We start from the raw sequence: 21457 nt of genomic DNA on the forward strand, positions 1-21457 counted from the left end.
GCACGGGGGAATCAGCATTTGGGGACGCGGGCCCCGGGGACCCGGACTCTTGGACCTCAACACCAGGCCCAAACGACGGATGCCCCGGACCATCGTGGTCCGGGGCATCCGTGGGTCTGGGCTGAGGGGTTTCTAAGCGTTCCGCGAATCCGTGGGGGCGTCGTTCCGGCGCGGTTCCACCGGTTCCGGCAGGCTCTGCTCGGCCCGGCCCACTTCGGCGTCCTCCGCAGCGGCGTCCTTCTCCGCGCGGCCGTCCCGCGGGCGGGCGCCGATGGTGCTCGCCAGCTGGACCGCGGCGTCGTCGCGCTGGCGGCTGAAGAAGAGGTAGCTGACCGCGAACGCGATCACGGCGGCGAAGATCGCGCCGAGGATCAGGCCGGTCCCCAGGAAGAGGCAGATGACCAGAGCCACCGCGAAGAGGGCCAGCCGGATGAGAAGGTACTTCAGATTCGCCACCTCACCATTCTACCGGCCGTTCCTGGGCGATCCCCGGCCTGCACCCGCACCACCGTCGGCCCACCCCACCCCCACGCCCGGCCGAGACAGTGAGTTTCCGCTGAAACAGTGTGTTCAGCTCACTGTTTCAGCGGAAACTCACTGTCTCAGCGGCAGGCACAGGCGCACGCGCCCCAGCTGGTTTCCAGGGCGGCTCAGTAGACTGACAGGATGCCCCGGGTCATCATCTCAGTCGTCATCGTCGCTGTCTGCATCTACGCCCTCATCGACTGCCTCCGCACGGACTCCCGTGAGGTGCGCGGAGTCCCGAAGGGCGTGTGGATCGTCGCGCTGCTTCTGCTGCCCCTGCTGGGCGCCCTCCTGTGGTTCCTGCTCGGCCGTCCCCGCTCCGCCGCGACGCGTCCGGCCACGGGCGGCCCCACCACGAACGGCCGGGCGGGCGGCGGTGGAACCGCGAGCGGACGGCCTCTGGGCCCCGACGACGACCCCCAGTTCCTGCGCAACCTCGAGGAGCGCCGCCGCAACCAGGAGGAGGCCCGCAAGCTCGAGGAGATGCGCAAGAAGCTGGAAGAGCAGGAACGCCGGCTTCACAAGGGCGACGACGGCGCTCCCGGCCAGGACGCCTGACGCACCTCCGCACCCCGCGCCTTCGCCCCCCGCACCTCCGGTCGGCTCCGCACCAAGCCCCGCGAGCGTCTCCGCCGGAGGCCCCGGATACACGTCAGGCCCGGTCCCAGGAATCCTGGGACCGGGCCTGATCGCTGTCCGGAAGGCGCCGCAGAGGCTCGGGCTCAGAGTCCGGAGTAGGAGTGCAGCCCGTTGAAGTACTGGTTCACGATCGTGAAGTTGAAGACCACGCACAGGTAGCCGACGATCGACAGCCAGGCCGCACGGGTTCCGGTCCAGCCGCGGGTGGCACGGGCGTGCAGGTAGCCTGCGTAGACCACCCAGATCACGAAGGTCCAGACTTCCTTGGTGTCCCAGCCCCAGAACCGGCCCCAGGCCTTCTCGGCCCAGATGGCGCCGAACATCAAGGTGAAGGTCCAGCCGACGAACGCGATGGTGTTGATGCGGTAGCTGAAGTTCTCCAGGCTCAGGGCGTTGGGGACCAAGCGCATGAAGCTGAGCTTGTCCTCGCGTCCCAGGGCGAGCTGACCCTCGCGGCGTGACTGGATGAGCTGCAGCACCGACATGGAGAACGTCAGGGTGAACAGCGCCGAGGACAGCACCGCGATGGAGACGTGGATGATCAGCCAGTAGCTCTGCAGTGCCGGGACCAGGTGGCCCACGGGCGTCCAGAACGCGACGGAGGCCGCCACGAGCATGATGATGACGAGCGCCGTCACGAAGGTGCCCACGAAGCGCAGGTCGCGGCGCAGCAGGACGAGCAGGAAGACCACGGCCACGAGCCAGGCGCCCGTGGTGAGGAATTCATACATGTTGCCCCACGGCACACGGCCGGCGGCGATGCCACGGGTGATCACGCCGGCGCCGTGGATCAGCGCCGCGAGGACCGTGAGCGCGACGGCCACGCGGGCGGGGACTCGCCGTTCCGTGGCGTAGCGCATGGAGGGATCCGCCGTGATGGCGCCGCCCCCGGAGGAGCCCTGGGACGTGACGGGCGCGCCCGCTCCGACCAGCTGGCGGGCCTGCTGCTGCGCGGCCCGCTCATCGATCGCCTTCAGGGTGGCGCTGCTCTTGGCCAGGTCCCAAGCGAAGGCGATGAACGCCACCGTGTAGGTTCCGGCGGCGAGCAGCATGAAGAGCTCGCTGTACTGCCCCAGCAGCGGGTTCAGCGGTGTCATGAGCTTTCCTTTCCATTGCGCGCCGCCCCGGTGTCAGGCCCGGACGCGTTCTTACCATTATCCGCCGTGCTTCCGGAGCCGCCAGGCGGGTCTCCGGGTCCGGCGTTCAGTCCCCAGCCGTCCTGAAGCGCCTGCCGGATCTTCGCGGTCTCCTTGGCCAGGCCGTGGTCCTCACCGCGGGCCAGGAGGCCGTACTCGACCATGACCCGGCCGTCGTCGGCGGTTCCGGTCCGGACCCAGGCCCGGCGGCGCCCGACGTAGAGGGAGATCACCAGACCGCCCACGGCCACCAGCGCGAACACGAGCGCGGGGACCTGGCCCGGGTTGTGCCGGACGTCGACGGCGATGAAGCGCTTGAGCCCGTCGAACGTGATGGACCCCTTGCCGTCCGGGAGCTTGTAGGTCTGCCCGGCGTCCAGCACGATGCCCTTGGCCGGCAGATCGCGGCCGTTGAGCTGCTTGAGGTTCTTCACGTCCAGGCTGTAGACGTTCTGCGGGGATCCCGAGTCGAGGCCGAGGTCACCGTAGTACGAGTTGAGGTTCAGCTGCGGCTTGAGCGGATCCGGGTCTGCGCTGAACGCCACGCCCTGCTCGTTGAGCTCAGCGGTCGGCAGGAAGAAGCCCACGAAGCCCAGCTGATCCGGCTTGGCGTCGGGCACCTTGATCACCATCGTGGAGGTGTAGACGCCGTCCGTCGGGATAGAGGGCATCGGCCCCTGCAGTGCCACGTTCCCGTTGCCGTCGCGCACGGTGACGACCGGAGCGTAGCCGTTGCCCACCAGGTAGACGCCGGTCCCGCCGATCTCCAGCGGGGAGTTGACCTTCAGGGTCTGCTGCTGGGGCGCCGCGTCGGGGCCGACCTGCGTGGTGACGTGGGCGGTGAAGTCGATCGGCTGGCCGAACTGCTTGACGGATTCGCGGTCGTAGCGGACCTCGAACTTGTCCAGCCTCATCGAGTACGGGCTCAGCCAGGCCGACTGGAAATTGGTCCCAGGGCGTGAACTGGTCGTAGCCCACCAGAGTGTTGACGAAGGTCTCGCCCTCCACGATCGTGCGCTGGCCGCTGTATCCGAAAAGTCCACCGAGGGCCACGGAGACGAGCACACCCACGAGCGAGCTGTGGAACACGAGGTTGCCGACCTCACGCAGGTAGCCGGTCTCGGCGCCGAGGTGGGGACGCTCGCCGTCGGCGTCGCGGGTCTCCACGCGGTAGCGGCGCTTGCGCAGCACCGCCGCGGCATCCTCCAGCGCCGACGACGCCGTCGCCCCCTGCGCGGCCGGGATCACCAGGGTGCCGTACTGGGGCAGCCGCGAGATGCGGCGCGGGGTCCTCGGCGGGGCGGTGCGCAGCGCCTTGTAATGCGCCCGCACGCGCGGGATGATGCAGCCGATCAGCGAGATGAAGAGCAGCAGGTAGATGGCGGAGAACCAGTAGGACGCGTAGACGTCGAAGAGCTGGAGACGGTCCAGCCACGGCCCGGTGACCGGGTTGTTCTTGATGTACTGCGTGACCACGGCCGGGTTGGCCGGGCGCTGCGGGAAGAGCGAGCCGGGGACCGCCGCCACCGCCAGCAGGAGGAGGAGCAGCAGGGCGGTGCGCATACTGGTCAGTTGCGTCCAGGCCCAGCGGAGCATGCCGAGCGGGCCCAGGACCGGGACGGCGATGTCCCGCTGCTGCGCCTTCTTGCTCTGGGCTTTCTTGCTCTGGGCTTTCTTGGCCTGTGCCTTCGTGGCCTGCGCTTCCGTGTCCTCGGGCTTCTTCACCGTCTCACTCATCCGTGCTTCTTCCCTGTCTGCGCTTTTCCCTGTCCGCGCTTCATGTCCTCTGGTCCCATTCCCGCGCCGGCCCTAGATGGGCAGCTTCACCTCGTTCTGGAACCAGGTCTGGAGCTGAACCGTCCATTCCCCCCACAGGCCGCTGATCATCAGCAGGCCCAAGGCGATCAGCATGAGTCCGCCGAGCCGCTGGATGGCGAGCTTGTGCTGGCGGAAGAACTTCATGACACCCATGCCGCGCCGGACCGCCAGGGCGATCAGCAGGAACGGGATCCCCAGGCCGAGGCTGTAGGCGAAGGCCAGCAAGGCGCCCTTGGCCGCCGTCGAACCGCCCGAGAGGCTGAGCAGCTGCACCGCCGAATAGGTCGGGCCGATGCACGGCGCCCAGCCCAGTCCGAACGTCATGCCGAGCAGGGGCGCGCCCCACAGCCCGGCGGGCGGCTTGGCTTTGAGCTTGGCGTTGCGCTGGAAGAAGTCGAAACCGCCCAGGAAGATGATGCCCATGATCACCACGACCACGCCGAGCCAACGGGTGACGGTCGGCAGCCGGTCACCCGAGATCAGACCGCCGAGCTGACCGAACGCGCCGCCCAGCAGGACGAACACCACGGAGAAGCCCAGCACGAACAGCGCCACGCCCGCAAAGATCCGGCCGCGCCGCTGCTTCTCCAGATCCACCCCGGTGAGCCCCGTGACGTAGCCGAGGTATCCCGGCACGAGGGGCAGGACGCACGGTGAGAGGAAGGAGACCAGCCCGGCGAGCATGGCCACCGGGATCGCCAGGAGCAGCGAACCGTTGAGCACGGTCTCCGCGAAGGGGTTGTTGGGCATGGGTCAGGCCCGCTCCGCCAGGGCGGACGCGATCAGGGTCTTCAGCGTGCCCTTCTCGAGCTGGCCGAGAATGCGGGCACTGACCCGGCCCTTCCGGTCGAAGATCAGCGTGGTGGGCACGGCGCCCGGAGGAACCAGGCCGGACACGGAGAGCAGCACTTGCCCGTCCTTGTCGTTGAAGCTGGGGTAGGTGATGCCGAAGTTCTTCTCGAACGCCTCGGCCGTGGCCTTCTCGTCGCGGAGATTGACGCCGTAGAACTCGACGCCCTTCGGCGCGAACTCGGTGTGCATGGCCTTGAGGTCCGGGGCCTCGACGCGGCAGGGCGCGCAGGCGGCGAACCAGAAGTTCATGACCACCACCTTGCCCTCGAGGTCCTTGCTCGTGACGCGCTTCCCGTCGAACAGGACACCCTGGAAGTCCTTGGCCGCCTTGCGCTGATCCGGGGCGAACTCGGTGACGGAACCGTCCCCGGCCACGTAGTTCTTGTTGTCACCGGCGCGGGCCTGCTTGGCGAGCGGGTCGTCCTGGCTGCAGGCGGACAAGGCGAGGCCCAGAAGACCGGCGCCCGCCAGGCCGAGGACCCGGCGGCGGTCCGGGGAGAAACGTTCGGTGCTCATCGCTCAGGCTCCCGGGGTGGTCGAGGCGCCCACCAGGAGGTCGGCGGCGGGTTCACGGTACGTCACACCGACCAGCCGGCCGGCGTCGTCGAACAGGAGGGAGGTGACCGAGGTGAGCGTGCATTCCCGCTTGCGGGGGTCATGGGCCAGACGGCGGCCCTCGGCGGCCAGGCGCGTGGACCAGATGGGCAGCTGGTGACTGACGATCACGGCCTCCGCTCCCGCTCCGGCACGCGCGACGGCGGTCTCCCGGGCCTGGTGCACGGCCGCCATGACGCGGCTCACCTGAGCGGCGTAAGGCTCACCCCAGGACGGGCGCAGGGGGTTCATCAGGTGCGGCCAGTGCCGCGGGTTCAGGAGTTCCTTGCGGTTGACCCGCAGTCCTTCGAAGTGGTTCTCCGCCTCGATGACCCGTTCGTCGGTCTCGATCTCCAGTCCCAGCGCGGAGGCGGTGGGAGCGGCGGTCTCCTGGGCGCGGAGCAGGGGTGACGCCACCAGGTGCACGATGGCCGCACCGGCCTCACGCTGCGCGCCGAAGTACTCGCCGAGACGGTCCGCCATGCGATAACCACGTTCTGAGAGGTGGAAGCCGGGGAGCCGCCCGTAGAGGACGCCGTCCGGGTTGTGGACCTCGCCGTGGCGCATCAGATGAACGATTGCATGGGGCATGGCTCCATTTTCTCAGAGTTTAAGGGCGGCCCGGGCCAGAGTGGGCCCGCAGCGGCTGAGAATCCGCCATGAATCGGCGGGCGGCGCCGATCACGCGGGGACATGTGACTGGCGCCACGCTGGAAGTTCAGGAAAAATTTTCCGAACCCGGGAACAAAAGATGCATATGCATGTTTATACTGGGTGACAGAAGGTTGGTTGAGGCTTCAACCAATCGACCTGAGTGACCTGACAAGGAGAACCCCATGAGCATCCCCACCAACCTCACCGCCGGCACCTGGACCCTGGACCCGTCCCACAGCGAGGCCGCCTGGACCGTCCGCCACGCAGGCATCAGCAAGGTGCGCGGCACCTTCGGCGATCTCGCCGCGACCGTGACCGTCAGCGACAGCGACGCCGTCGTGGACGCCACCATCCAGTCCGCCAGCATCAGCACCGGCGACGCCAACCGTGACGGCCACGTCAAGGGCGAGGACTTCTTCGACGTGGAGAACCACCCGACCCTGACCTTCAAGTCCACCAGCCTGGAAGGCGACGGCGAGGACTACAAGCTGAACGGCGAGCTGACCATCAAGGGCGTCTCCGTCCCCGTGACCTTCGACGCCGAGTTCGGCGGCGTGGCCGTCGACCCCTTCGGCAACACCCGCGCCGGCGTCTCCGCCGAGACCACCATTTCCCGCAAGGAGTTCGGCCTGACCTGGAACGCGGCCCTGGAAGCCGGTGGCGTGCTGGTCTCCGACAAGGTCAAGATCAACCTCGAGCTCTCCTTCCTGGCCCCGTCCGCCAACTGAAGCCCGCCCGGCGCACGGCCGCAGCATCGTCCTGAAGGATGATGCCGGCCTGGATGCCCGACGACGCCACCCGGCGCCGTCGGGCATCCTGCGTTAAGCGCCGCGTCATCCCAGGTCACTCACACCGTTACCTCGGGGTAACGGATGCATTGCGCTCCGGCGAAAGTTACGCCAGGGTCTATCCGGCGCGGCCCGTCGACCCTAAAGTGTGGATTATGAGCAGCCAATATCCCGGGGCTCCGGGCACCGCACCCAGCAACCAACCTCCCGCGGGTCTCGGCTATGCAGCCCCGGCCCGGAACAGCTTCGGTTTCGACACGAAGAATCTCGCCGTCCGGCTCAAGGACGTGTCCGGCGTCCCCCAGCAGCTGGCCTACTCCTACTGGCTCTGGGTGGCAGGAGCCGTGCTCGGCGTGCTCCTGTCCATCATCAACGTCTTCCTCCTCACCGCGACGTACGGCTCCTACGCGGGCATCGCGATCGGCGCTTCCGTGGGCGGGATCATCTGGAGCATCATCTGGGCCGCCGTCGTCATCTTCATCGCCGTCCGGCTCAAGGAAGGCTCCCGCTGGGCACGGATCGTCCTCAGCATCCTGGGCGGCCTCGCCGTCATCGGGCTGATCGTGGGCCTGGTAGGCCTCAGCATCACAGCCATCGGCTCCGCGGTGACCGTCGCCGCGGCCGTCCTCATGTGGCTGCCCGAGTCGCAGAAGCACTTCGTCTGAGGAATTGAAGAATCATCCCCTGGGCTGGGGATACGCCCCCGCCCAGGGGATACGGTAGAGGGAACGCCGTGTTCCTGGCGGCGCGACCCGTACATGCCGTTCACGAAGGAGCTGTCATGAGCAGCACACCCAACGAGCCTGCAACCCCTCAGCAGCCAGGCCAAGACCAGCCGTCCAGCGCACCCCAGTACGGTGCATCCCAGCCGAGCGCATCCCAGCCGGGCCCGCCGCAGTACGGTGCGAATCCGAGCGCACCGCAGTACGGCGCTCCCCCGGCCTATGGAACCCAGCCGGGCCCGCCGTCGTCCGGCTACCCCGGCGCTCCGCAGTGGCCCGGCGAGAACCCCTCGGCACCCGTCGCACGTCCCCAGAAGGTGGAGATCGCCTTCTGGCTCATCATCGCGGCCGGCGTGCTCAATCTGGTGGCCTCCCTGCTGGGCGCCGCCCTCGTCGGCGACACGGCTCAGTACCGTGACCTGGTCCGCCAGGTCGAGCAGTCCGGCGGCACCGCGGATTCCCTGCGGTCCATGATCACCGTGATGTCGATCGTGATCGGCGTCATCCAGCTGGGCCTGTATCTCCTGGTGGCGTTCTTCGTCCGCAAGGGCGCCAACTGGGCGCGCATCCTCGGCACCGTCTTCGCGGCGCTCTCGCTCTTCAGCCTGATGAGCGGCAACGTCCTGAACATCGTCGTCGTCCTGATGGGCATCGCCGCCATCGTGCTCCTTTACCTGAAGGACTCGAGCCCGTACTTCGCCAAGCGCCCGAAGTTCTGAGCGCCGGAACCGCAGCAGCACACCGTCCATGAGCCGGGGTGGGACGTGGTCGACGTCCCACCCCGGCTCGTCCGGGGCCACGCCCCAGTCAGGGATTTCCACATGAACAGCCACACGCCCACTCCGGAACCGGGCCGCGAGCCCGTCGCCCCGGAAGGTGGCTCGGGGCAGGACGCCCAGCAGGCGCCGGGCCAGCCGGCCGGCGCCCAGGCGCCACTTCAGCAGGACCGGCCCCAGCAGGACCGGCCCCAGTACGGGCTCCGCGCCGCCGATCTCGGGCTGCCCTCCCCGTATGAGAAGTACCAGCGCGACCAGGAGGCCGAGGCACGCGCCGCCCAGCAGGGCGGCTGGCAGGGTCACGCCCAGCAGCAGCCCGGTCCGTACGCCCCGCACCAGGGTCCATACGCTCCACAGCCCGGCGCCCAGTCCTGGCAGACACCCGTGCAGCCCGGTCCCTGGTACCAGGGCGCCCCGCCGGAAAAGCCGCAGGAACCGCGGACCATCGGCTGGGCTTTCTGGCTGATCCTCTCCGGCTGCGCCTTCGGCCTCATCTCCTCGCTGCAGGTGTTCCTGGGCATGGACCTGGACGAATTGTTCCGCCGGGCCCTGGAGCAGGCGCCGGCCAGCACCAGGGACATCCTGTCCCGGCAGAGCGGCGATTCGCTCAAGGGCATGGTCATCGCGTCCATGGTGATCACCCTCATCCTCACCGTGGCGCTCTATCTGCTGGTGGCCATCTTCGTGAAGAAGGGCCACCATTGGGCCAGGGTCCTGGGCACGGTCCTGGCCGCGATCTCCGTGACCGGCTTCGGTTCCCCCTCCCTCCTGGATCTGCTGAGCATCCTGTGCGGCGTCGTCGCGATCGTGCTGTGCTGGCTGCCAGACTCGGGCGCCTTCTTCGCGCGCATGAAGCTCTACAGGGACTTCCAGAAGTTCGCCCGCTTCCGCGCACCGCTCTGACCACGATCGCACCTCTCACGGACGACGACGGCGACTCCCACCCGTTCCGTCCCCCCGCAGCGCCCCGCCCACCTGGGCGGGGCGCTGCGGCATTCCCGGCTGCGGCATTTCCGGCATCGGCATACCCAGCTGCGGCATTCCTGCGGCCGTCACGGCCGGGCGATAGGCTGACCCCGTGACCGGCAGCCCCTCCTCGCAGCGCATTGAAGACGCCCTCCGGGACGCCATCGCCTCCGGCCGGTACGCGCCCGGCACGAAGCTCCCGGCCGAACGTGACCTCGCAGCGGAACTGGGCGTGAGCCGCATGACGCTCCGGCAGGCGCTGGAGACCCTACAGTTCCAGGGGGTGCTCCGCCGCCGTCCGGGACGGGCCGGAGGGACGTTCGTGTCCGGGGACGTCCCCGTGCTGGAACTCGGTTCCCTGCAGGGGCTCTTCCAGCAGCTTTCACGTGCCGGAGCGGTGGTCGAGTCCCGGATCCTGCTCGCCGAAACCTTCCCCGCTCCGGAGGACGTGGCCGAGGCGCTCCGGATCCCCGCGGGAGATCCCGCGCACCGGCTCCGTCGGCTCCGCTTCCTCGACGGGGAACCGCTCATGCTTGAGGACTCGTGGTTCCCGACGGAGAGGCTGCCCGGCTTCGCCGTCGAATCACTGACCGGCTCCGTCTACGCGCGCCTGGAGGGTCTCGGCTGGGAACCCGTCCGGAAGACCGAGGACCTCACCCCTTCCGCGGCCACACCGGAAGAGCGGGAACTCCTCTCGATCGGCGCCCGCCACCCGGTCCTGCGGATCATCAGGACCGCCTATCGTTCGGACGGCCTGCCGGTGGAGTACGCGGAGGACATCCACCGCTCGGACTCCCTGCGCCTGCGGGTCACCACCGGCGCCACCTGAGCCAATCCCGTCCGGGAGCGCTCAGGCCGCCAGCGCCGCGAGCTCCCCGAGCGGGTGCACCTCCGCGGGCGCACCCGTGGCCGGCGTCGCAGTGGCGAGCGGCCCGACCAGCACACACCGCATGCCCGCCGCCCGCGCAGCGGCCACCCCGGCGAGTGAGTCCTCGAAGACCACGGTCGCCGCGGCAGGCGCACCCAGCAGCTCGGCGCCGCGCAGGAAACCCTCCGGGTCCGGTTTGCCGCGCTCGACGTCGTCACTGCAGACCGTGGCGGAGATCAGCCCCGACAGCCCACTGTCCTCCAGCGCAGGCTCCAGCAGGCGGCGCAGTGTGCCCGTCACGACGGCGACCCTCGTCCCGGCGGCAACGAGTTCGCGGACCAGGGCGACGTGCGCGGCGGGGATCCGCGGCTCCCGGCGGATCTCGCGGAGGTACGCCCCACAGAGATGGTCCAGGATGCGGGCTGCGAGGCGCTCATCCCCCGAGGCCAGGGCGGCGCAGATGTCCGGATCGCTGAGGCCCACGAACCGCTCGCCGTATTCCTCCGGAGTGAGCTCCAGCCCGCAGACCTCCCGTGCGGCGTCCGCGTAGAGCCGGGCCATGAGGTCCTCGTCGAGGGAGAGCGTCCCGTTGAAATCGAACAGCACCGCCTCGGCCGAGTCCAGGAGCGCGCGGACGGCGTCGGGGGCGGAGGAGGGCTGAGGCATGGGAGTTCCTTTGCGGCGGGAGACCTTACGGAGGGAACACTAGAGGCTCGACTCCCGGGATCTTTTGGTCTAGACCAAAGTTTACCGAGTGTTCCCCCGCCAGGCGGCGACTTTTCATCCCCGCGGCCGTTCCGGCGCCACGAAGGGCCGGGTCAGTCCACCAGACGCTGAGCGTGATACGCCAGGATCTGCAACTCGGTGGCCATGTCCACCTTGCGCAGATTCACCCCGTCCGGGACCTGGAGCGTGATGGGCGCGAAGCTCAGAATGCTCTTCACCCCGGCCGAGACCACGCGGTCACACATCTCCTGGGCCACATGCGCGGGCAGTGCGAGCACCACCATGTTCGCCCGGGTCTGCGCCAGTCCTGTTTCGAGACCGAGGACGTCGCTGACCCGCAGGAAGCCGATCTCCTGGCCGACGATGAGCGGGTCGGCGTCGAAGATCGCCACGATGTCGAACCCGCGTGACTGGAAGCCGCCATACCGGGCGAGCGCGCGGCCCAGGTTGCCCGCACCCACGATTGCCACTTTCCAGTCCAGCGTGAGGCCCAGCGCGGCGGCGATCTGCCGGTTCAGGTAATCCACCTCGTAGCCGACGCCGCGCGTGCCGTGCGAGCCGATGTAGCTGAGGTCTTTCCGCAGCGTCGCCGAGCTGACCCCGGACGCTTCCGCCAGCGCCTCCGAGGAGACCCGCTCCACGCCGTCGCCGGTCAGGGAGTTGAGGGCGCGCAGGTAGAGCGTCAGACGAGCGACGGCGGCCGGCGGGATCTGCTTGACCGCCTGCCCGGCAGCCGGATATCCGCTCAGCGGGTCCTGCGCGGTGCGCGGCACCTCCACAGGGGGCTTCCCCCCGGTCGGCAGCGGACTCAGTTCTTTTTTCTTCATCGGTCTGTCTTCTTCACGGGCGGCCTCGGTCAGCCCTGCTGCGCAGCGCGCAGCTTCCGTTCCAGGCGGACGGGGTCGATCGTCCAGAAGTCGCGCTGCACGCCGTCGATCATCACCACGGGCACTTCGTCGGCGAACCGTTCCCGCAGCCCGGCGTCGTCGTCGATCAGGGATTCGCGCCAGGGGACGCCCAGGCGGCCGGCCACCTCGGACACGGTCTCACGGGCCGCGGCGCACAGATGACAGTCCTTCTTGGTGATGAGGAGAAGTTCAGGGACCCGCATCCTCCCACGGTAGCGGTATCGGGGCGCCCACGGCACATCAGCGCCGTTGGATAGACTCGTCTTCATGGCCTCCACGCGAACTGAATCATCCTCCAGCGTTCCCGTGGCCGATCTGCACCGCCATGAAGCCGCCTTCTTCGACGTGGACAACACGCTGATCCGCGGCGCCAGCATCTTCCACGCCGCCCGCAAGATGTACGAGCGGAAGGTCTTCACCCTCCGCGACGCCGCCTCGTTCGGCTGGCAGCAGCTCAAATTCATCGTCCGGGGCGAGAAGCTCTCCGACGTCCACGAGATCCGCGACCGCGGCATGAAGATCGCCGCCGGGATCCGCGCCGAAGACGTCGCGACCCTCGGGGACGAGGTCTTCGAGGAGAGCATCTCCAGCCGGATCTGGCCCGGCACCCGCGCCCTCGCCGAGCAGCACCTGCGCGTCGGCCGAAGGGTCTGGCTCATCACGGCCACCCCGATCGAACTGGCCGAACCCATCGCGTCACGGCTCGGCCTGACCGGCGCGCTGGGCACGCGGGTCGAAGTGGTCGACGGCGTGTACACCGGACGGCTGGTCGGAGACATCCTGCACGGGGAGGCCAAAGCCGACGCGGCCCGCGCCCTCGCCGACGCCGAAGGGCTGGACCTGGCGGAATGCTGGGCCTACAGCGACTCCCACAACGACATCCCCCTGCTGAGCATGGTGGGCCACCCGGTCGCGATCAACCCCGACGCCGGTCTGCGCCGTCACGCCAAAGCCCAGAACTGGCCGGTCTACGACTTCCGCTCCGGCCGCCGTGCCGCCACCCTGGGCCTGAAGGCGGCCACCGTGGGCGGGGCGGTGTACGGGCTCTGGAGGGGTCTCAACCACGCCCGCGGGCGGAGGTAGTTCTTCCTGCCGTGCCGGCTTTCGCGGGTTTTCACGCGGCTTAGACACGAGCCTTCGCTCGTTCCTCGCTACGGCTCGCGATGCGCCGCTTCCGAAAACCCACGACGCCGGCTCCTGTTCCACTCCGCCCGCGACGTGGTTTCGGTGGGAGATTGCCCGAGGTGCTCGGATTCTGCGGGGGCGGCTGGTCGAGAGTGCACTTTCTCGGGGTTCCACGCCTCCCAAACCCCAGAAACTGCAACCTCAAGAACACCCCGCCCCTCGGGCCTCTCCCCACGGAGCAGGCGTCAGCCCGGAACCTCAACGTCCCGGCCTCACGCTCACGGGCGCGACGACCGCGGTGACATCGGAAGAGCCGTGAGGCGATCCCGAAAGCGGCGCATCGCGAGCCGTAGCGAGGAACGAGCGGAGGTTCGTGTCTAAGCCGCGGGGGATTGCCTCGCGGCCACCCAAGGCGACCCGCCGTCGTCGCGCGTTAAAAGCACCAGGCCCGGGACCTGACGGTTCCGGGCCTGTACGCGTGCGAAGTATCTCTACTTCTTATTGCGGCGCTGGTGGCGAGTCTTGCGAAGCAGCTTGCGGTGCTTCTTCTTGGCCATGCGCTTGCGACGCTTCTTGATAACTGAACCCACAGAAGTTCCTTACGGTAATACGCGGCCACCCCGCACCCGAGAATCCGGGGCTTGGCAAGCCACACTTTCTTACGATGACGTAAAACGTTCCTTAACAGGGTACCGCTTCCGGCAGCCTGCCCTTGACCGGGTCCCTGAGGACCGGTCCGGAGGAACCCAGGTTCACGCGGTTTCGGAGCGATTCCCCGTGACCGCTGCGCGGACGTACTCCTCGACAGCCACTTCCGGCACACGGTAGGAACGCCCGAAGCGCACAGCCGGCAGCTCACCCGAGTGAATCAGGCGATAGACGGTCATTTTGGACACACGCATCTGGTCTGCAACTTCAGCCACCGTGAGGAAGTCGGTGTTCGCAAAGTGGGCCACGTCCGGCCTCCCCCTCCTGCAATTCAGCCTTGGTTCACGCCGCGAGGTAGTGCGGCGTGTCGGTACTGAGGTTGTCCCATCCTGAGTGCTAGTAACTCTAGTGGCAATTGAGCCTAAAGTGAAAGGCGCCACGGATGCGTCGGATGACTACTGTCCCGCCCTCCGGTTCCGGCTCGCGACGGCGAGACGTTTCAGCACGTCAGAGGTCACTTCCCAGCCCATGCAGGCGTCCGTGATGCTCTGCCCGTACACGAGGGCCTCGCGCGTCGAGGCATCCGTCTGAGGGTCGAACTTCTGGGCGCCGGGCACCAGGAAGCTCTCCAGCATCACCCCGGCGATCGCGTCGGCCGTCGCGGCGGTCTCCAGCTGCTCGGCGAGCTCGACGGCGACCCCGGCCTGTCGCACATGGTCCTTGCCGCTGTTGGCATGGCTCGCGTCCACCACCACGCGAGGGTTGCCGCCCCTCGCCTGCAGGGCCCGGGAGACCTCCGCGACGGATCCGGCGTCGTGGTTCGGGCCCGAGACTCCGCCGCGCAGGATGACGTGCCCGTCGCGGTTCCCGGCCGCGTGCACCACGCTGGTCCGCCCGTCCAGGTCCGTCCCGAGGAACGACTGCTCCCCCGCGGCCGCCTGGCACGCGTCGATCGCGTGTCCCACGGTGCCGTCGGTCGCGTTCTTGAAGCCCACGGGCAGATCCAGGGCCGCGCGGCCATCTGCCGGTGCACCTGGCTCTCCGTGGTCCGGGCGCCCACCGCGCCCCAGCTCACGAGGTCCTCGAGGTACGGGGCGCTGAACGGTTCCAGGAATTCGGTGGCCACGGGCAGTCCCAGGTCCGTCACGTCCAGCAGGAATCCGCGGGCCCGGTCGAGGCCCGTCGCCATGTCGTGGCCGCCGTCCAGCCCGGGATCGTTGATCAGGCCCTTCCAGCCGACGGTGGTGCGGGGCTTCTCGAAGTAGCAGCGCATCACCACGAGCAGATCCTCCCGGTGCCGTTCGGCCTCCGCCGCGAGACGACGGGCGTACTCGAGGCCCGCCTCGGTGTCATGCACGGAACACGGACCCACCACGACCAGAAGCCGGTCGTCCACACCGTTGAGGATGGCGCGGACCTCGTCACGGGCCCGCGCGACGACGGTCCCCTGCGCCGCCGTGAGCGGCCGGGAGGCGCGGAGTTCGCGAGGAGTGGGCAGCGGCGCGTAGCGGGTCACCGGAACGGTCGCGGCGGGAGAGGCGGCTCCCGGGGTGAGCGGGAGGTCCACGGCGGACGGTGCTGCCGGGTTCACGATGGCTGCTGGTTTCATGATCTGGGTCCTCGGTTCTGGACGGACCCTGACCCGCAGAGCCCGCCGGAATGGCGAAGGGCAGGGATTGCATCCCTGCCCTGTGAGCTCTGAAGGTCGATGTGTATGCGCGACTAGCGACGCCGTTGGCCCTCCAGAGCCACAGCAAAATACGCATACCAACGCTTCGTCATGGTCCCAAACTGTAAGACCTCCGCCCGGCCCGCGCAAGCCCGCGGCCGGATTATGGCGAGCCCGGCCGCCCTCCAGGTCACGCAACTACACACGGAGACCTATATGACAACCGCACGCGACGCCGTCGTCGTGCGTCGGTACATTTGGCGGCAACCGCGGCGCATGGGCGCCCGGCGACCACCCCGCTTCTCCGCCCGGTCCCTGACGTACGTCAGGACCGGCCCACTGCTGGAAGACCCAACGCTGGAAGACAACTGAAGGAAGACCTCATGAAGACCTGGAAATCCCGTCTGGCCGTCACCGCCACCGCTCTCGCAGCAGTCCTCGGCATGACCGCCTGCAGCGGTGGGGCCTCCGGGGCGAGCGGCACCCAGCTTTCGATCGTCGGCTTCGCCGTGCCGGAAACGGCCAACAAGGCCATCGCCGCCAAGTTCCAGCAGACCGACGCCGGCAAGGGCGTCACCTTCAGCGGTTCCTACGGCGCCTCCGGAGACCAGAGCCGCAAGGTGGCCGCCGGCGCCAAGGCTGACTACGTCCACTTCTCCCTGCAGAGCGACGTCACCCGCCTCGTCAAAGCCGGTCTCGTCGATGAGGACTGGAACAAGAACGCCACGAAGGGCATCGTCTCGGACTCCGTGGTCGTCCTCGTGGTGCCGAAGGGCAACCCCCAGAACATCAAGGGCTGGGAGGATCTGACCCGTCCCGACGTCAAGATCATCACCCCGGACCCCAAGTCCTCCGGCTCCGCCCGCTGGAACATCCTGGGCGCCTACGGCCACGCGGTCGCCTCCGGGAAGACCGAGGCCCAGGCCTCCGACTTCCTGAAGAAGATCTTCGCGAACGTGACCCAGTGGGCCGGCAGCGGCCGCGAGGCCACCGAAGCCTTCGACAAGAAGGTCGGCAACGTTCTCATCTCCTACGAGAACGAGGCGATCCTCGCCCGGCAGAAGGGCAAGGACTACGACTACATCGTGCCGAATGACACCGTGCTGATCGAGAACCCGGGCGCCATCCTGAAGAAGGCCGACCCCAAGGCCAAGGACTGGCTGAACTTCGTGCTCAGCAAGGACGGCCAGACCGAGTTCGCCAAGACCGGCTTTCGCCCCGTGATCGACGGCGTGAAGACCGAGGTCAAGGGCGCCAACGACCCCGCCAACCCGTTCCCGACCCCTGAGCACCTGCTCACGGTGGAGAAGGACTTCGGCGGCTGGACCACCGTGGACAAGAAGTTCTTCGCGGACGGCGCCCTCATCGACCAGCTGCGTGCGGCGGCCGTCAAGAAATGAAGCCTGACACGCTGACCCGCCCCGCCGCCGCGGGCCTCGGACTCGCGCTGCTCTGGTTCAGCATCCTGGTGCTGATCCCGCTCGCCGCGATCGTCCTGAGCTCGACGGCGGGGGGCTGGCAGCAGTTCATCGGCACCATCACGGATCCGCAGACCTTCGCGGCACTGCGGCTGACCGTGCTGCAGGCCCTGGGCGCGGCGCTCGTGAACGTCGTGGTCGGCACGACGATCGCCTGGGTCCTGGTCCGCGACCATTTCCCGGGCAAAGCGATCCTCGAGGTCATCATCGACATCCCGTTCGCGCTGCCGACCATCGTGGCCGGTCTGGTGCTGCTGAGCCTGTACGGGCCGGAGAGCCCGCTCGGTATCAACGTGGTCAACACGCAGCAGGGCATCTTCCTGGCGCTGCTGTTCGTGACCCTCCCCTTCGTGGTCCGGACCGTGCAGCCGGTGCTCCTGGAGCTCGACCAGGACGTCGAAGAGGCGGCCGCGTCCCTCGGCGCCGGCCGCTTCACCACGTTCCGGCGTGTGCTGCTGCCTGCGCTGATCCCTGCGATCACGGCCGGCGCCTCCCTGGCGTTCGCCCGGGCCATCAGCGAGTTCGGGGCCCTGGTCCTGATCTCGGGCAACACCCCGTTCGAGACCGAGGTGGCGTCCCTGAAGATCCTCAAATTCATCGAGAGCGACAACCGGGCCGCGGCCGCCTCCGTGGCGCTGGTCCTCCTGGTGGTCTCCCTGGCCGTCCTGGTCGCCCTCGACATCCTGCAACGGAAGGTGGCGCGTCGTGGCTGAGACCTCCCTGTCCACCGGCGTCTCCGCAGGCGTCTCCGCGGGAGCGACCGCTGACCAGGCCGTGCTCGCGTCCGACGCCTCGCGGACCTCCGCACCCAGCGCCCCCGCCCGCCGTCGGGCGTCCCGGAACCCCGGTCCGCGCCGCAACGGCGGGAGCCCTGTCCGCGTCCTGCTGCGCGTGCTCGTGATCGTCTACCTGTTCTTCCTGGTCGTCTGGCCGGTCTCGCTCGTGGTGCTGCGGACTTTCGCACCGGTGAACGACGTCGGCGGTTTCGACGCCTTCCTGACCCGCATCTCCGATCCCGCCTTCGGGTACGCGTTCGGCCTGACGCTCACCGCAGCCCTCTGGGCCGTGGGGCTCAACGCGTTGTTCGGCCTCGGCATCTCCCTGCTCCTGGTCCGCTACTCGTTCCCCGGACGCCGACTGCTCTCCGCCCTGGTGGACCTGCCCATGTCCGTCTCCCCCGTGGTGGTGGGACTGGCCCTGGTCCTCGCGTACAGCAGCAATCAAGGCTGGTTCGGTCCGGTCCTCGAATCCCTGAACTGGCAGATCATCTTCTCCACACCGGGCATCGTCCTGGCCACCACCTTCGTCTCCCTCCCCCTGGTGATCCGGGAGATCGTTCCGGTCCTTCAGGAGATCGGCACCGAACAGGAGCTCGCGGCCCGCAGCCTGGGCGCCGGGGCGGTGCAGACATTCCTGCGCATCACGCTGCCGGCCATCAAGTGGGCGCTCGTGTACGGCGTCGTGCTGTCACTGGCCCGCGCTCTCGGCGAATTCGGCGCCGTGAAGATCGTGAGCCAGGGGGCGTCCTTCAACGGCGAGACCGCCACCCTTCTGGTGGCCAACCGCTACGGCAACTTCGACGAGGCGACCGCCTACGCCGCCGCGTTCCTCCTGGTCCTGATCGCCATCACCGCGCTGGTGGTCGTGACCATCCTCCGCCCCTCCAAGGAGCACCGCTCATGAGCATCACGGTTTCTCAGGTCAACAAGAACTTCGGGGACTTCGTCGCCCTGCAGGACATCAACCTGGACATCCCCACCGGTCAGCTGACCGCCCTCCTCGGCCCGTCCGGCGGCGGCAAGTCCACCCTGCTGCGGATCATCGCCGGGCTGGAGAACGCCGACTCGGGGAGCATCACCATCAGCGGTCAGGAGGCCACGCATCTGCCGGCGCAGAAGCGCAATGTGGGCTTCGTGTTCCAGCACTACGCGGCGTTCAAGCACATGACGGTGGCGAAGAACATCGCGTTCGGGCTGGAGATCCGCAAGCTGCCCAAGGCACGCATCAAGGAGAAGGTGGACTCGCTCCTGGAGCTCGTCCACCTGACACAGTTCGCGAACCGGCTCCCGGCACAGCTCTCGGGCGGACAGCGGCAGCGCATGGCGCTGGCCCGCGCGCTGGCGATCGAGCCCAGCGTGCTGCTGCTGGACGAGCCGTTCGGCGCGCTCGACGCGAAGGTCCGCAAGGAGCTCCGGGACTGGCTGCGGCGCCTGCACGACGAGGTCCATGTGACCACCCTCTTCGTCACCCACGACCAGGAGGAGGCCCTCGAAGTGGCGGACAACATCGTGGTCATCAACCACGGCCGCGTGGAGCAGGTCGGCACGCCGGATGAGCTCTACGACGAGCCGGCCAACGACTTCGTCCTCGGGTTCCTGGGCCCCGTGACGGAGTTCCACGGACGGCTGGTCCGGCCGCATGATCTGGAGATCTTCACGTCCGAGACTCCGGGCGCCACGGCCGGCCGGATCGTCCGGAGCACCCGGGTGGGGTTCGAGGTGCGCCTCGAAGTGCAGCTGTTCGCGGCTCCCGACGGCCCCTCGGTGAACGTGGTGGTGACCCGAGGCGAGGCCCGTTCCCTGGGTCTGGCCGTCGGCGACACGGTGTTCCTGGGACTCCAGGCCGCCCTCGTCTGACCCGCCCCGTCGTCTCAACCCATCGACTGCTCCGTAGGATGCCGTTTTTCCCGGATTTCCGCCGGAAACGGCATCCTCTGGAGCAGTCGATCAGGAGATGGGCCTACTTCTTGCGGCCCAGCTTGGGGAGGTTCGCGAACACCTCTGCCGCGCGGGTGGCGGCGCGGCTCGCCGCACGGCCGAGCTGCTGGCCCGTGTTGGCCACGGCCCCCGCTTCCAGTCCCGCGAGTTCGGCATGGTCGGCGTCCGGCTGGACGAACGCCGCTGCAGCGGGCTGCAGTGCAGGAGCCGACGACGCCGGCACGCGGCTTCCGGGAGCCGGCGCAGTCTGCGGCCGGACGGGTCGCGGTGGCGTCAGGCCGCCGAGCCACTCCTGCACCGCGCGCAGGGGTTCCCGCTCGAGGGAGTAATAGCGCTTCTGGCCCTGGGCGCGCATGGTCACGAGACCGGCTTCCCGCAGGACGCGGAGATGCTTGGAGACCGTGGGCTGGCTCGCCTGGAGATCCGCCACGAGCTCGCCGACGGCTTTGTCGCCGGAACGGAGCGCGGACAGGATCTCCCGCCGCGTCGGCTCGGCAATGACCGCGAAGATGTCGTCAACCACCATGTTTCTTACCCTAGCGACATATATCGCCGAAGGCATCCTTGTGCCGTCATGAGTCGTGCGGCCTTGACCTGTGGGCGCGCGGCCTCCGGGGCCGTGGCGTGCGCGACAGGGCCTTCAGTCGAACCAGGGGTCGAGCCCGAAGAGCGGGAAGACCTCTTTGCGGGTGGCCATGATCGCCCGGTCCACGGCGTTGGACGGGTCGTACCCGGTCTCCCAGGACCGCCACCAGATGTCCTCGCCGTCGCCCATGAAGCGCGGGGCCTCCACGCCGAAGTCCCGTTCCACACGCTCGATCCAGCGTTCCGGCACGGGGGTGCTCACCGGCAGGGAGCGGCCACTGGCGATGGCCACCAGATGGGTCCAGGACCGCGGCACCACGGAGCACACCTCGTAGCCTCCGCCACCCGTGGCGATCCAGCGGTCCGCGCAATGACGCTGTGCCAGGGAGGCCACGGAGTTCATGGCCTCGCGCTGTCCGTCCACCGTGACGCGGAGATTGCTGAGGGGATCGTCCCGGTGCGAGTCCGCCCCGTGCTGGCTCACGATCACCTCAGGCGCGAATTCCCGCACCACCGCCGGAACCACCGAATGGAACGCGCGCAACCAGCCGGCGTCGTCCGTTCCGGCCGGCAGGGCGATGTTCACGGCGCTGCCCATCGCCTCCGGGCCGCCCGTCTCTCCGGGGAAACCGGTGCCGGGGAAGAGGGTCTGGCCGGATTCGTGGAGGGAGATGGTCAGGACCCTCGGGTCGTTCCAGAAGATGCTCTGGGTGCCGTCTCCGTGATGGGCGTCGACGTCGATGTAGGCCACGCGCCGCACTCCCCCGTCGAGGAGCCGCGTGATCGCGAGGGCCGCGTCGTTGTAGATGGAGAATCCGCTGGCACGGTCCCGGGCCGCATGATGCATGCCTCCGCCGAAATTCACCGCGCGGACGGCCTCCCCGGAAAGTATGCGGTCCGCGGCAAGCAATGAAGCACCCGCCAGGCGGGCGGCTGCCTCGTGCATGCCCGAGAAGGCGGGGTCGTCCTCGGTCCCCAGACCCAGCAGGGGCAACGGGCTGGCAGGATCCTTCGAGACCTGGCGGACCGCCTCCACGTACGCGGGGTCATGGACCCGCTCCAGCTCGGCATCCGAGGCGATCTCCGGGGCCAGCACCGTCACCTGAGGCCGGTACAGCACCCCGAGGTCCTGGGCGAGCTGGGCGGTCAGCTCAAGCCGCGCGGGGGCCATGGGGTGGGTGGGGCCGAAGTCATAGGCCGTCATGGCCGGGTCCCAGACCACCGTGGTCAGCGGCATGTCATGATTCACCGCACTCCGTGGCA

General features: G+C 68.6%; 23 protein-coding genes and 2 pseudogenes. 11 read left to right on the forward strand and 14 right to left on the reverse strand.

The annotated features are described in order from the left end of the window. Nucleotides 1-132 precede the first annotated feature (132 nt). Nucleotides 133-456, reverse strand: coding sequence for a DUF4229 domain-containing protein (locus tag QFZ52_RS12800; RefSeq protein ID WP_307497974.1), 324 nt, complete (start codon nt 454-456; stop codon nt 133-135). A gap of 210 nt (nt 457-666) precedes the next feature. On the opposite strand from QFZ52_RS12800, the gene QFZ52_RS12805 reads away from it, so the two are divergent. Beyond that, nucleotides 667-1083, forward strand: coding sequence for a PLDc N-terminal domain-containing protein (locus tag QFZ52_RS12805; RefSeq protein WP_307497975.1), 417 nt, complete (start codon nt 667-669; stop codon nt 1081-1083). Between the two features lie 164 nt (nt 1084-1247). Here the strand turns inward: QFZ52_RS12805 and ccsB are convergent, their stop codons facing one another. The 5 genes and pseudogenes from ccsB to QFZ52_RS12830 form a co-directional block, all read right to left on the reverse strand. Then, a complete protein-coding gene (ccsB, locus tag QFZ52_RS12810; protein WP_307497976.1) occupies nt 1248-2261 on the reverse strand; it encodes a c-type cytochrome biogenesis protein CcsB in 1014 nt (337 codons plus the stop codon). Continuing rightward, nucleotides 2258-4037 (reverse strand): annotated as a pseudogene (gene resB, locus QFZ52_RS12815) (cytochrome c biogenesis protein ResB). The gene ccsB and the pseudogene resB overlap by 4 nt, the downstream one beginning before the upstream one ends. Nucleotides 4038-4109: 72 nt before the next feature. Beyond that, nucleotides 4110-4868, reverse strand: coding sequence for a cytochrome c biogenesis CcdA family protein (locus QFZ52_RS12820; protein ID WP_307497977.1), 759 nt, complete (start codon nt 4866-4868; stop codon nt 4110-4112). Between the two features lie 3 nt (nt 4869-4871). Further along, a complete protein-coding gene (locus QFZ52_RS12825; protein ID WP_307497978.1) occupies nt 4872-5486 on the reverse strand; it encodes a TlpA family protein disulfide reductase in 615 nt (204 codons plus the stop codon). Nucleotides 5487-5489: 3 nt separating this feature from the next. Continuing rightward, nucleotides 5490-6155 carry a histidine phosphatase family protein gene (locus QFZ52_RS12830; protein ID WP_307497979.1) on the reverse strand — a complete coding sequence of 222 codons (666 nt, stop codon included), beginning with the start codon at nt 6153-6155 and terminating at the stop codon, nt 5490-5492. Nucleotides 6156-6400: 245 nt separating this feature from the next. On the opposite strand from QFZ52_RS12830, the gene QFZ52_RS12835 reads away from it, so the two are divergent. The 5 genes from QFZ52_RS12835 (at nt 6401) to QFZ52_RS12855 (ending at nt 10299) form a co-directional block, all read left to right on the forward strand. After that, on the forward strand, nt 6401-6946 hold the full coding sequence (locus tag QFZ52_RS12835; protein ID WP_307497980.1) for a YceI family protein: 546 nt from the start codon (nt 6401-6403) through the stop codon (nt 6944-6946). Nucleotides 6947-7161: 215 nt separating this feature from the next. Further along, a complete protein-coding gene (locus QFZ52_RS12840) occupies nt 7162-7671 on the forward strand; it encodes a hypothetical protein (RefSeq protein WP_307497981.1) in 510 nt (169 codons plus the stop codon). A 116-nt stretch (nt 7672-7787) separates the two neighbouring features. After that, nucleotides 7788-8447: a hypothetical protein gene (locus QFZ52_RS12845; protein WP_307497982.1), complete on the forward strand. Its 660-nt coding sequence runs from the start codon at nt 7788-7790 to the stop codon at nt 8445-8447. A 102-nt stretch (nt 8448-8549) separates the two neighbouring features. Then, the gene (locus QFZ52_RS12850; protein WP_307497983.1) at nt 8550-9407 is read left to right on the forward strand and encodes a hypothetical protein; all 858 of its coding nucleotides are present in this window, start codon (nt 8550-8552) and stop codon (nt 9405-9407) included. Nucleotides 9408-9582: 175 nt separating this feature from the next. Continuing rightward, a complete protein-coding gene (locus QFZ52_RS12855) occupies nt 9583-10299 on the forward strand; it encodes a GntR family transcriptional regulator (protein ID WP_307497984.1) in 717 nt (238 codons plus the stop codon). A gap of 21 nt (nt 10300-10320) precedes the next feature. Here QFZ52_RS12855 and QFZ52_RS12860 read toward each other — a convergent pair whose 3' ends face one another. The 3 genes from QFZ52_RS12860 to QFZ52_RS12870 form a co-directional block, all read right to left on the reverse strand. After that, nucleotides 10321-11004 carry an HAD family hydrolase gene (locus tag QFZ52_RS12860; protein WP_307497985.1) on the reverse strand — a complete coding sequence of 228 codons (684 nt, stop codon included), beginning with the start codon at nt 11002-11004 and terminating at the stop codon, nt 10321-10323. A gap of 152 nt (nt 11005-11156) precedes the next feature. Continuing rightward, nucleotides 11157-11891 (reverse strand): redox-sensing transcriptional repressor Rex, encoded by a 735-nt coding sequence (locus QFZ52_RS12865; RefSeq protein ID WP_307497986.1) that lies wholly within the window; start codon nt 11889-11891, stop codon nt 11157-11159. 29 nt (nt 11892-11920) lie between these two features. Then, nucleotides 11921-12175 (reverse strand): glutaredoxin family protein, encoded by a 255-nt coding sequence (locus QFZ52_RS12870; RefSeq protein ID WP_278267286.1) that lies wholly within the window; start codon nt 12173-12175, stop codon nt 11921-11923. A gap of 64 nt (nt 12176-12239) precedes the next feature. On the opposite strand from QFZ52_RS12870, the gene QFZ52_RS12875 reads away from it, so the two are divergent. Beyond that, complete coding sequence (locus QFZ52_RS12875) at nt 12240-13055, forward strand: HAD family hydrolase (protein ID WP_307497988.1); 816 nt, start codon at nt 12240-12242, stop codon at nt 13053-13055. A 533-nt stretch (nt 13056-13588) separates the two neighbouring features. Here the strand turns inward: QFZ52_RS12875 and QFZ52_RS12880 are convergent. The 3 genes and pseudogenes from QFZ52_RS12880 to QFZ52_RS12890 form a co-directional block, all read right to left on the reverse strand. Continuing rightward, nucleotides 13589-13687 (reverse strand): 30S ribosomal protein bS22, encoded by a 99-nt coding sequence (locus QFZ52_RS12880; protein ID WP_003792170.1) that lies wholly within the window; start codon nt 13685-13687, stop codon nt 13589-13591. 162 nt (nt 13688-13849) lie between these two features. Next, the gene (locus QFZ52_RS12885) at nt 13850-14053 is read right to left on the reverse strand and encodes a helix-turn-helix domain-containing protein (RefSeq protein ID WP_066215872.1); all 204 of its coding nucleotides are present in this window, start codon (nt 14051-14053) and stop codon (nt 13850-13852) included. Between the two features lie 147 nt (nt 14054-14200). Then, nucleotides 14201-15354: pseudogene (locus QFZ52_RS12890) on the reverse strand (3-deoxy-7-phosphoheptulonate synthase). A gap of 443 nt (nt 15355-15797) precedes the next feature. Here QFZ52_RS12890 and QFZ52_RS12895 point away from each other — a divergent pair. From QFZ52_RS12895 to QFZ52_RS12910, 4 genes are read left to right on the forward strand one after another with little or no spacing between them, the layout of a single operon-like run. After that, entirely contained in the window at nt 15798-16814 is a 1017-nt protein-coding gene (locus QFZ52_RS12895) for a sulfate ABC transporter substrate-binding protein (RefSeq protein WP_307497989.1), read from the forward strand. Beyond that, nucleotides 16811-17605: a sulfate ABC transporter permease subunit CysT gene (cysT, locus tag QFZ52_RS12900; protein ID WP_307497990.1), complete on the forward strand. Its 795-nt coding sequence runs from the start codon at nt 16811-16813 to the stop codon at nt 17603-17605. Before QFZ52_RS12895 ends, cysT begins: the two co-directional genes overlap by 4 nt. Then, nucleotides 17598-18575: a sulfate ABC transporter permease gene (locus QFZ52_RS12905; RefSeq protein ID WP_307497992.1), complete on the forward strand. Its 978-nt coding sequence runs from the start codon at nt 17598-17600 to the stop codon at nt 18573-18575. The genes cysT and QFZ52_RS12905 overlap by 8 nt, the downstream gene beginning before the upstream one ends. Further along, on the forward strand, nt 18572-19528 hold the full coding sequence (locus QFZ52_RS12910; RefSeq protein WP_307497993.1) for a sulfate/molybdate ABC transporter ATP-binding protein: 957 nt from the start codon (nt 18572-18574) through the stop codon (nt 19526-19528). Before QFZ52_RS12905 ends, QFZ52_RS12910 begins: the two co-directional genes overlap by 4 nt. 103 nt (nt 19529-19631) lie before the next feature. Here QFZ52_RS12910 and QFZ52_RS12915 read toward each other — a convergent pair whose 3' ends face one another. Together QFZ52_RS12915 and QFZ52_RS12920 are read right to left on the reverse strand one after the other, a co-directional pair. Then, the gene (locus tag QFZ52_RS12915; protein WP_307497994.1) at nt 19632-20135 is read right to left on the reverse strand and encodes an ArsR/SmtB family transcription factor; all 504 of its coding nucleotides are present in this window, start codon (nt 20133-20135) and stop codon (nt 19632-19634) included. A 114-nt stretch (nt 20136-20249) separates the two neighbouring features. Further along, nucleotides 20250-21431, reverse strand: a complete 1182-nt coding sequence (locus tag QFZ52_RS12920; RefSeq protein WP_307497995.1) for an acetoin utilization protein AcuC — start codon at nt 21429-21431, stop codon at nt 20250-20252. Nucleotides 21432-21457: the final 26 nt, after the last annotated feature.

The sequence above is a fragment of the Arthrobacter woluwensis genome, from assembly GCF_030816155.1.
Taxonomy (GTDB): Bacteria; Actinomycetota; Actinomycetes; order Actinomycetales; family Micrococcaceae; genus Arthrobacter_E; species Arthrobacter_E woluwensis_A.

What these genes read in the sequence shown, in the direction of transcription:
- QFZ52_RS12920 (WP_307497995.1), bottom strand. Translation starts at nt 21,431, where the DNA reads ATGCCGCTGACCACGGTGGTCTGGGACCCGGCCATGACGGCCTATGAC.
- QFZ52_RS12875 (WP_307497988.1), top strand. Translation starts at nt 12,240, where the DNA reads ATGGCCTCCACGCGAACTGAATCATCCTCCAGCGTTCCCGTGGCCGAT.
- QFZ52_RS12895 (WP_307497989.1), top strand. Translation starts at nt 15,798, where the DNA reads ATGAAGACCTGGAAATCCCGTCTGGCCGTCACCGCCACCGCTCTCGCA.
- QFZ52_RS12865 (WP_307497986.1), bottom strand. Translation starts at nt 11,891, where the DNA reads ATGAAGAAAAAAGAACTGAGTCCGCTGCCGACCGGGGGGAAGCCCCCT.
- QFZ52_RS12820 (WP_307497977.1), bottom strand. Translation starts at nt 4,868, where the DNA reads ATGCCCAACAACCCCTTCGCGGAGACCGTGCTCAACGGTTCGCTGCTC.
- QFZ52_RS12860 (WP_307497985.1), bottom strand. Translation starts at nt 11,004, where the DNA reads ATGCCTCAGCCCTCCTCCGCCCCCGACGCCGTCCGCGCGCTCCTGGAC.
- QFZ52_RS12870 (WP_278267286.1), bottom strand. Translation starts at nt 12,175, where the DNA reads ATGCGGGTCCCTGAACTTCTCCTCATCACCAAGAAGGACTGTCATCTG.
- QFZ52_RS12835 (WP_307497980.1), top strand. Translation starts at nt 6,401, where the DNA reads ATGAGCATCCCCACCAACCTCACCGCCGGCACCTGGACCCTGGACCCG.
- QFZ52_RS12910 (WP_307497993.1), top strand. Translation starts at nt 18,572, where the DNA reads ATGAGCATCACGGTTTCTCAGGTCAACAAGAACTTCGGGGACTTCGTC.
- QFZ52_RS12845 (WP_307497982.1), top strand. Translation starts at nt 7,788, where the DNA reads ATGAGCAGCACACCCAACGAGCCTGCAACCCCTCAGCAGCCAGGCCAA.
- QFZ52_RS12825 (WP_307497978.1), bottom strand. Translation starts at nt 5,486, where the DNA reads ATGAGCACCGAACGTTTCTCCCCGGACCGCCGCCGGGTCCTCGGCCTG.
- QFZ52_RS12850 (WP_307497983.1), top strand. Translation starts at nt 8,550, where the DNA reads ATGAACAGCCACACGCCCACTCCGGAACCGGGCCGCGAGCCCGTCGCC.
- cysT (WP_307497990.1), top strand. Translation starts at nt 16,811, where the DNA reads ATGAAGCCTGACACGCTGACCCGCCCCGCCGCCGCGGGCCTCGGACTC.
- QFZ52_RS12840 (WP_307497981.1), top strand. Translation starts at nt 7,162, where the DNA reads ATGAGCAGCCAATATCCCGGGGCTCCGGGCACCGCACCCAGCAACCAA.
- QFZ52_RS12915 (WP_307497994.1), bottom strand. Translation starts at nt 20,135, where the DNA reads ATGGTGGTTGACGACATCTTCGCGGTCATTGCCGAGCCGACGCGGCGG.
- QFZ52_RS12805 (WP_307497975.1), top strand. Translation starts at nt 667, where the DNA reads ATGCCCCGGGTCATCATCTCAGTCGTCATCGTCGCTGTCTGCATCTAC.
- ccsB (WP_307497976.1), bottom strand. Translation starts at nt 2,261, where the DNA reads ATGACACCGCTGAACCCGCTGCTGGGGCAGTACAGCGAGCTCTTCATG.
- QFZ52_RS12830 (WP_307497979.1), bottom strand. Translation starts at nt 6,155, where the DNA reads ATGCCCCATGCAATCGTTCATCTGATGCGCCACGGCGAGGTCCACAAC.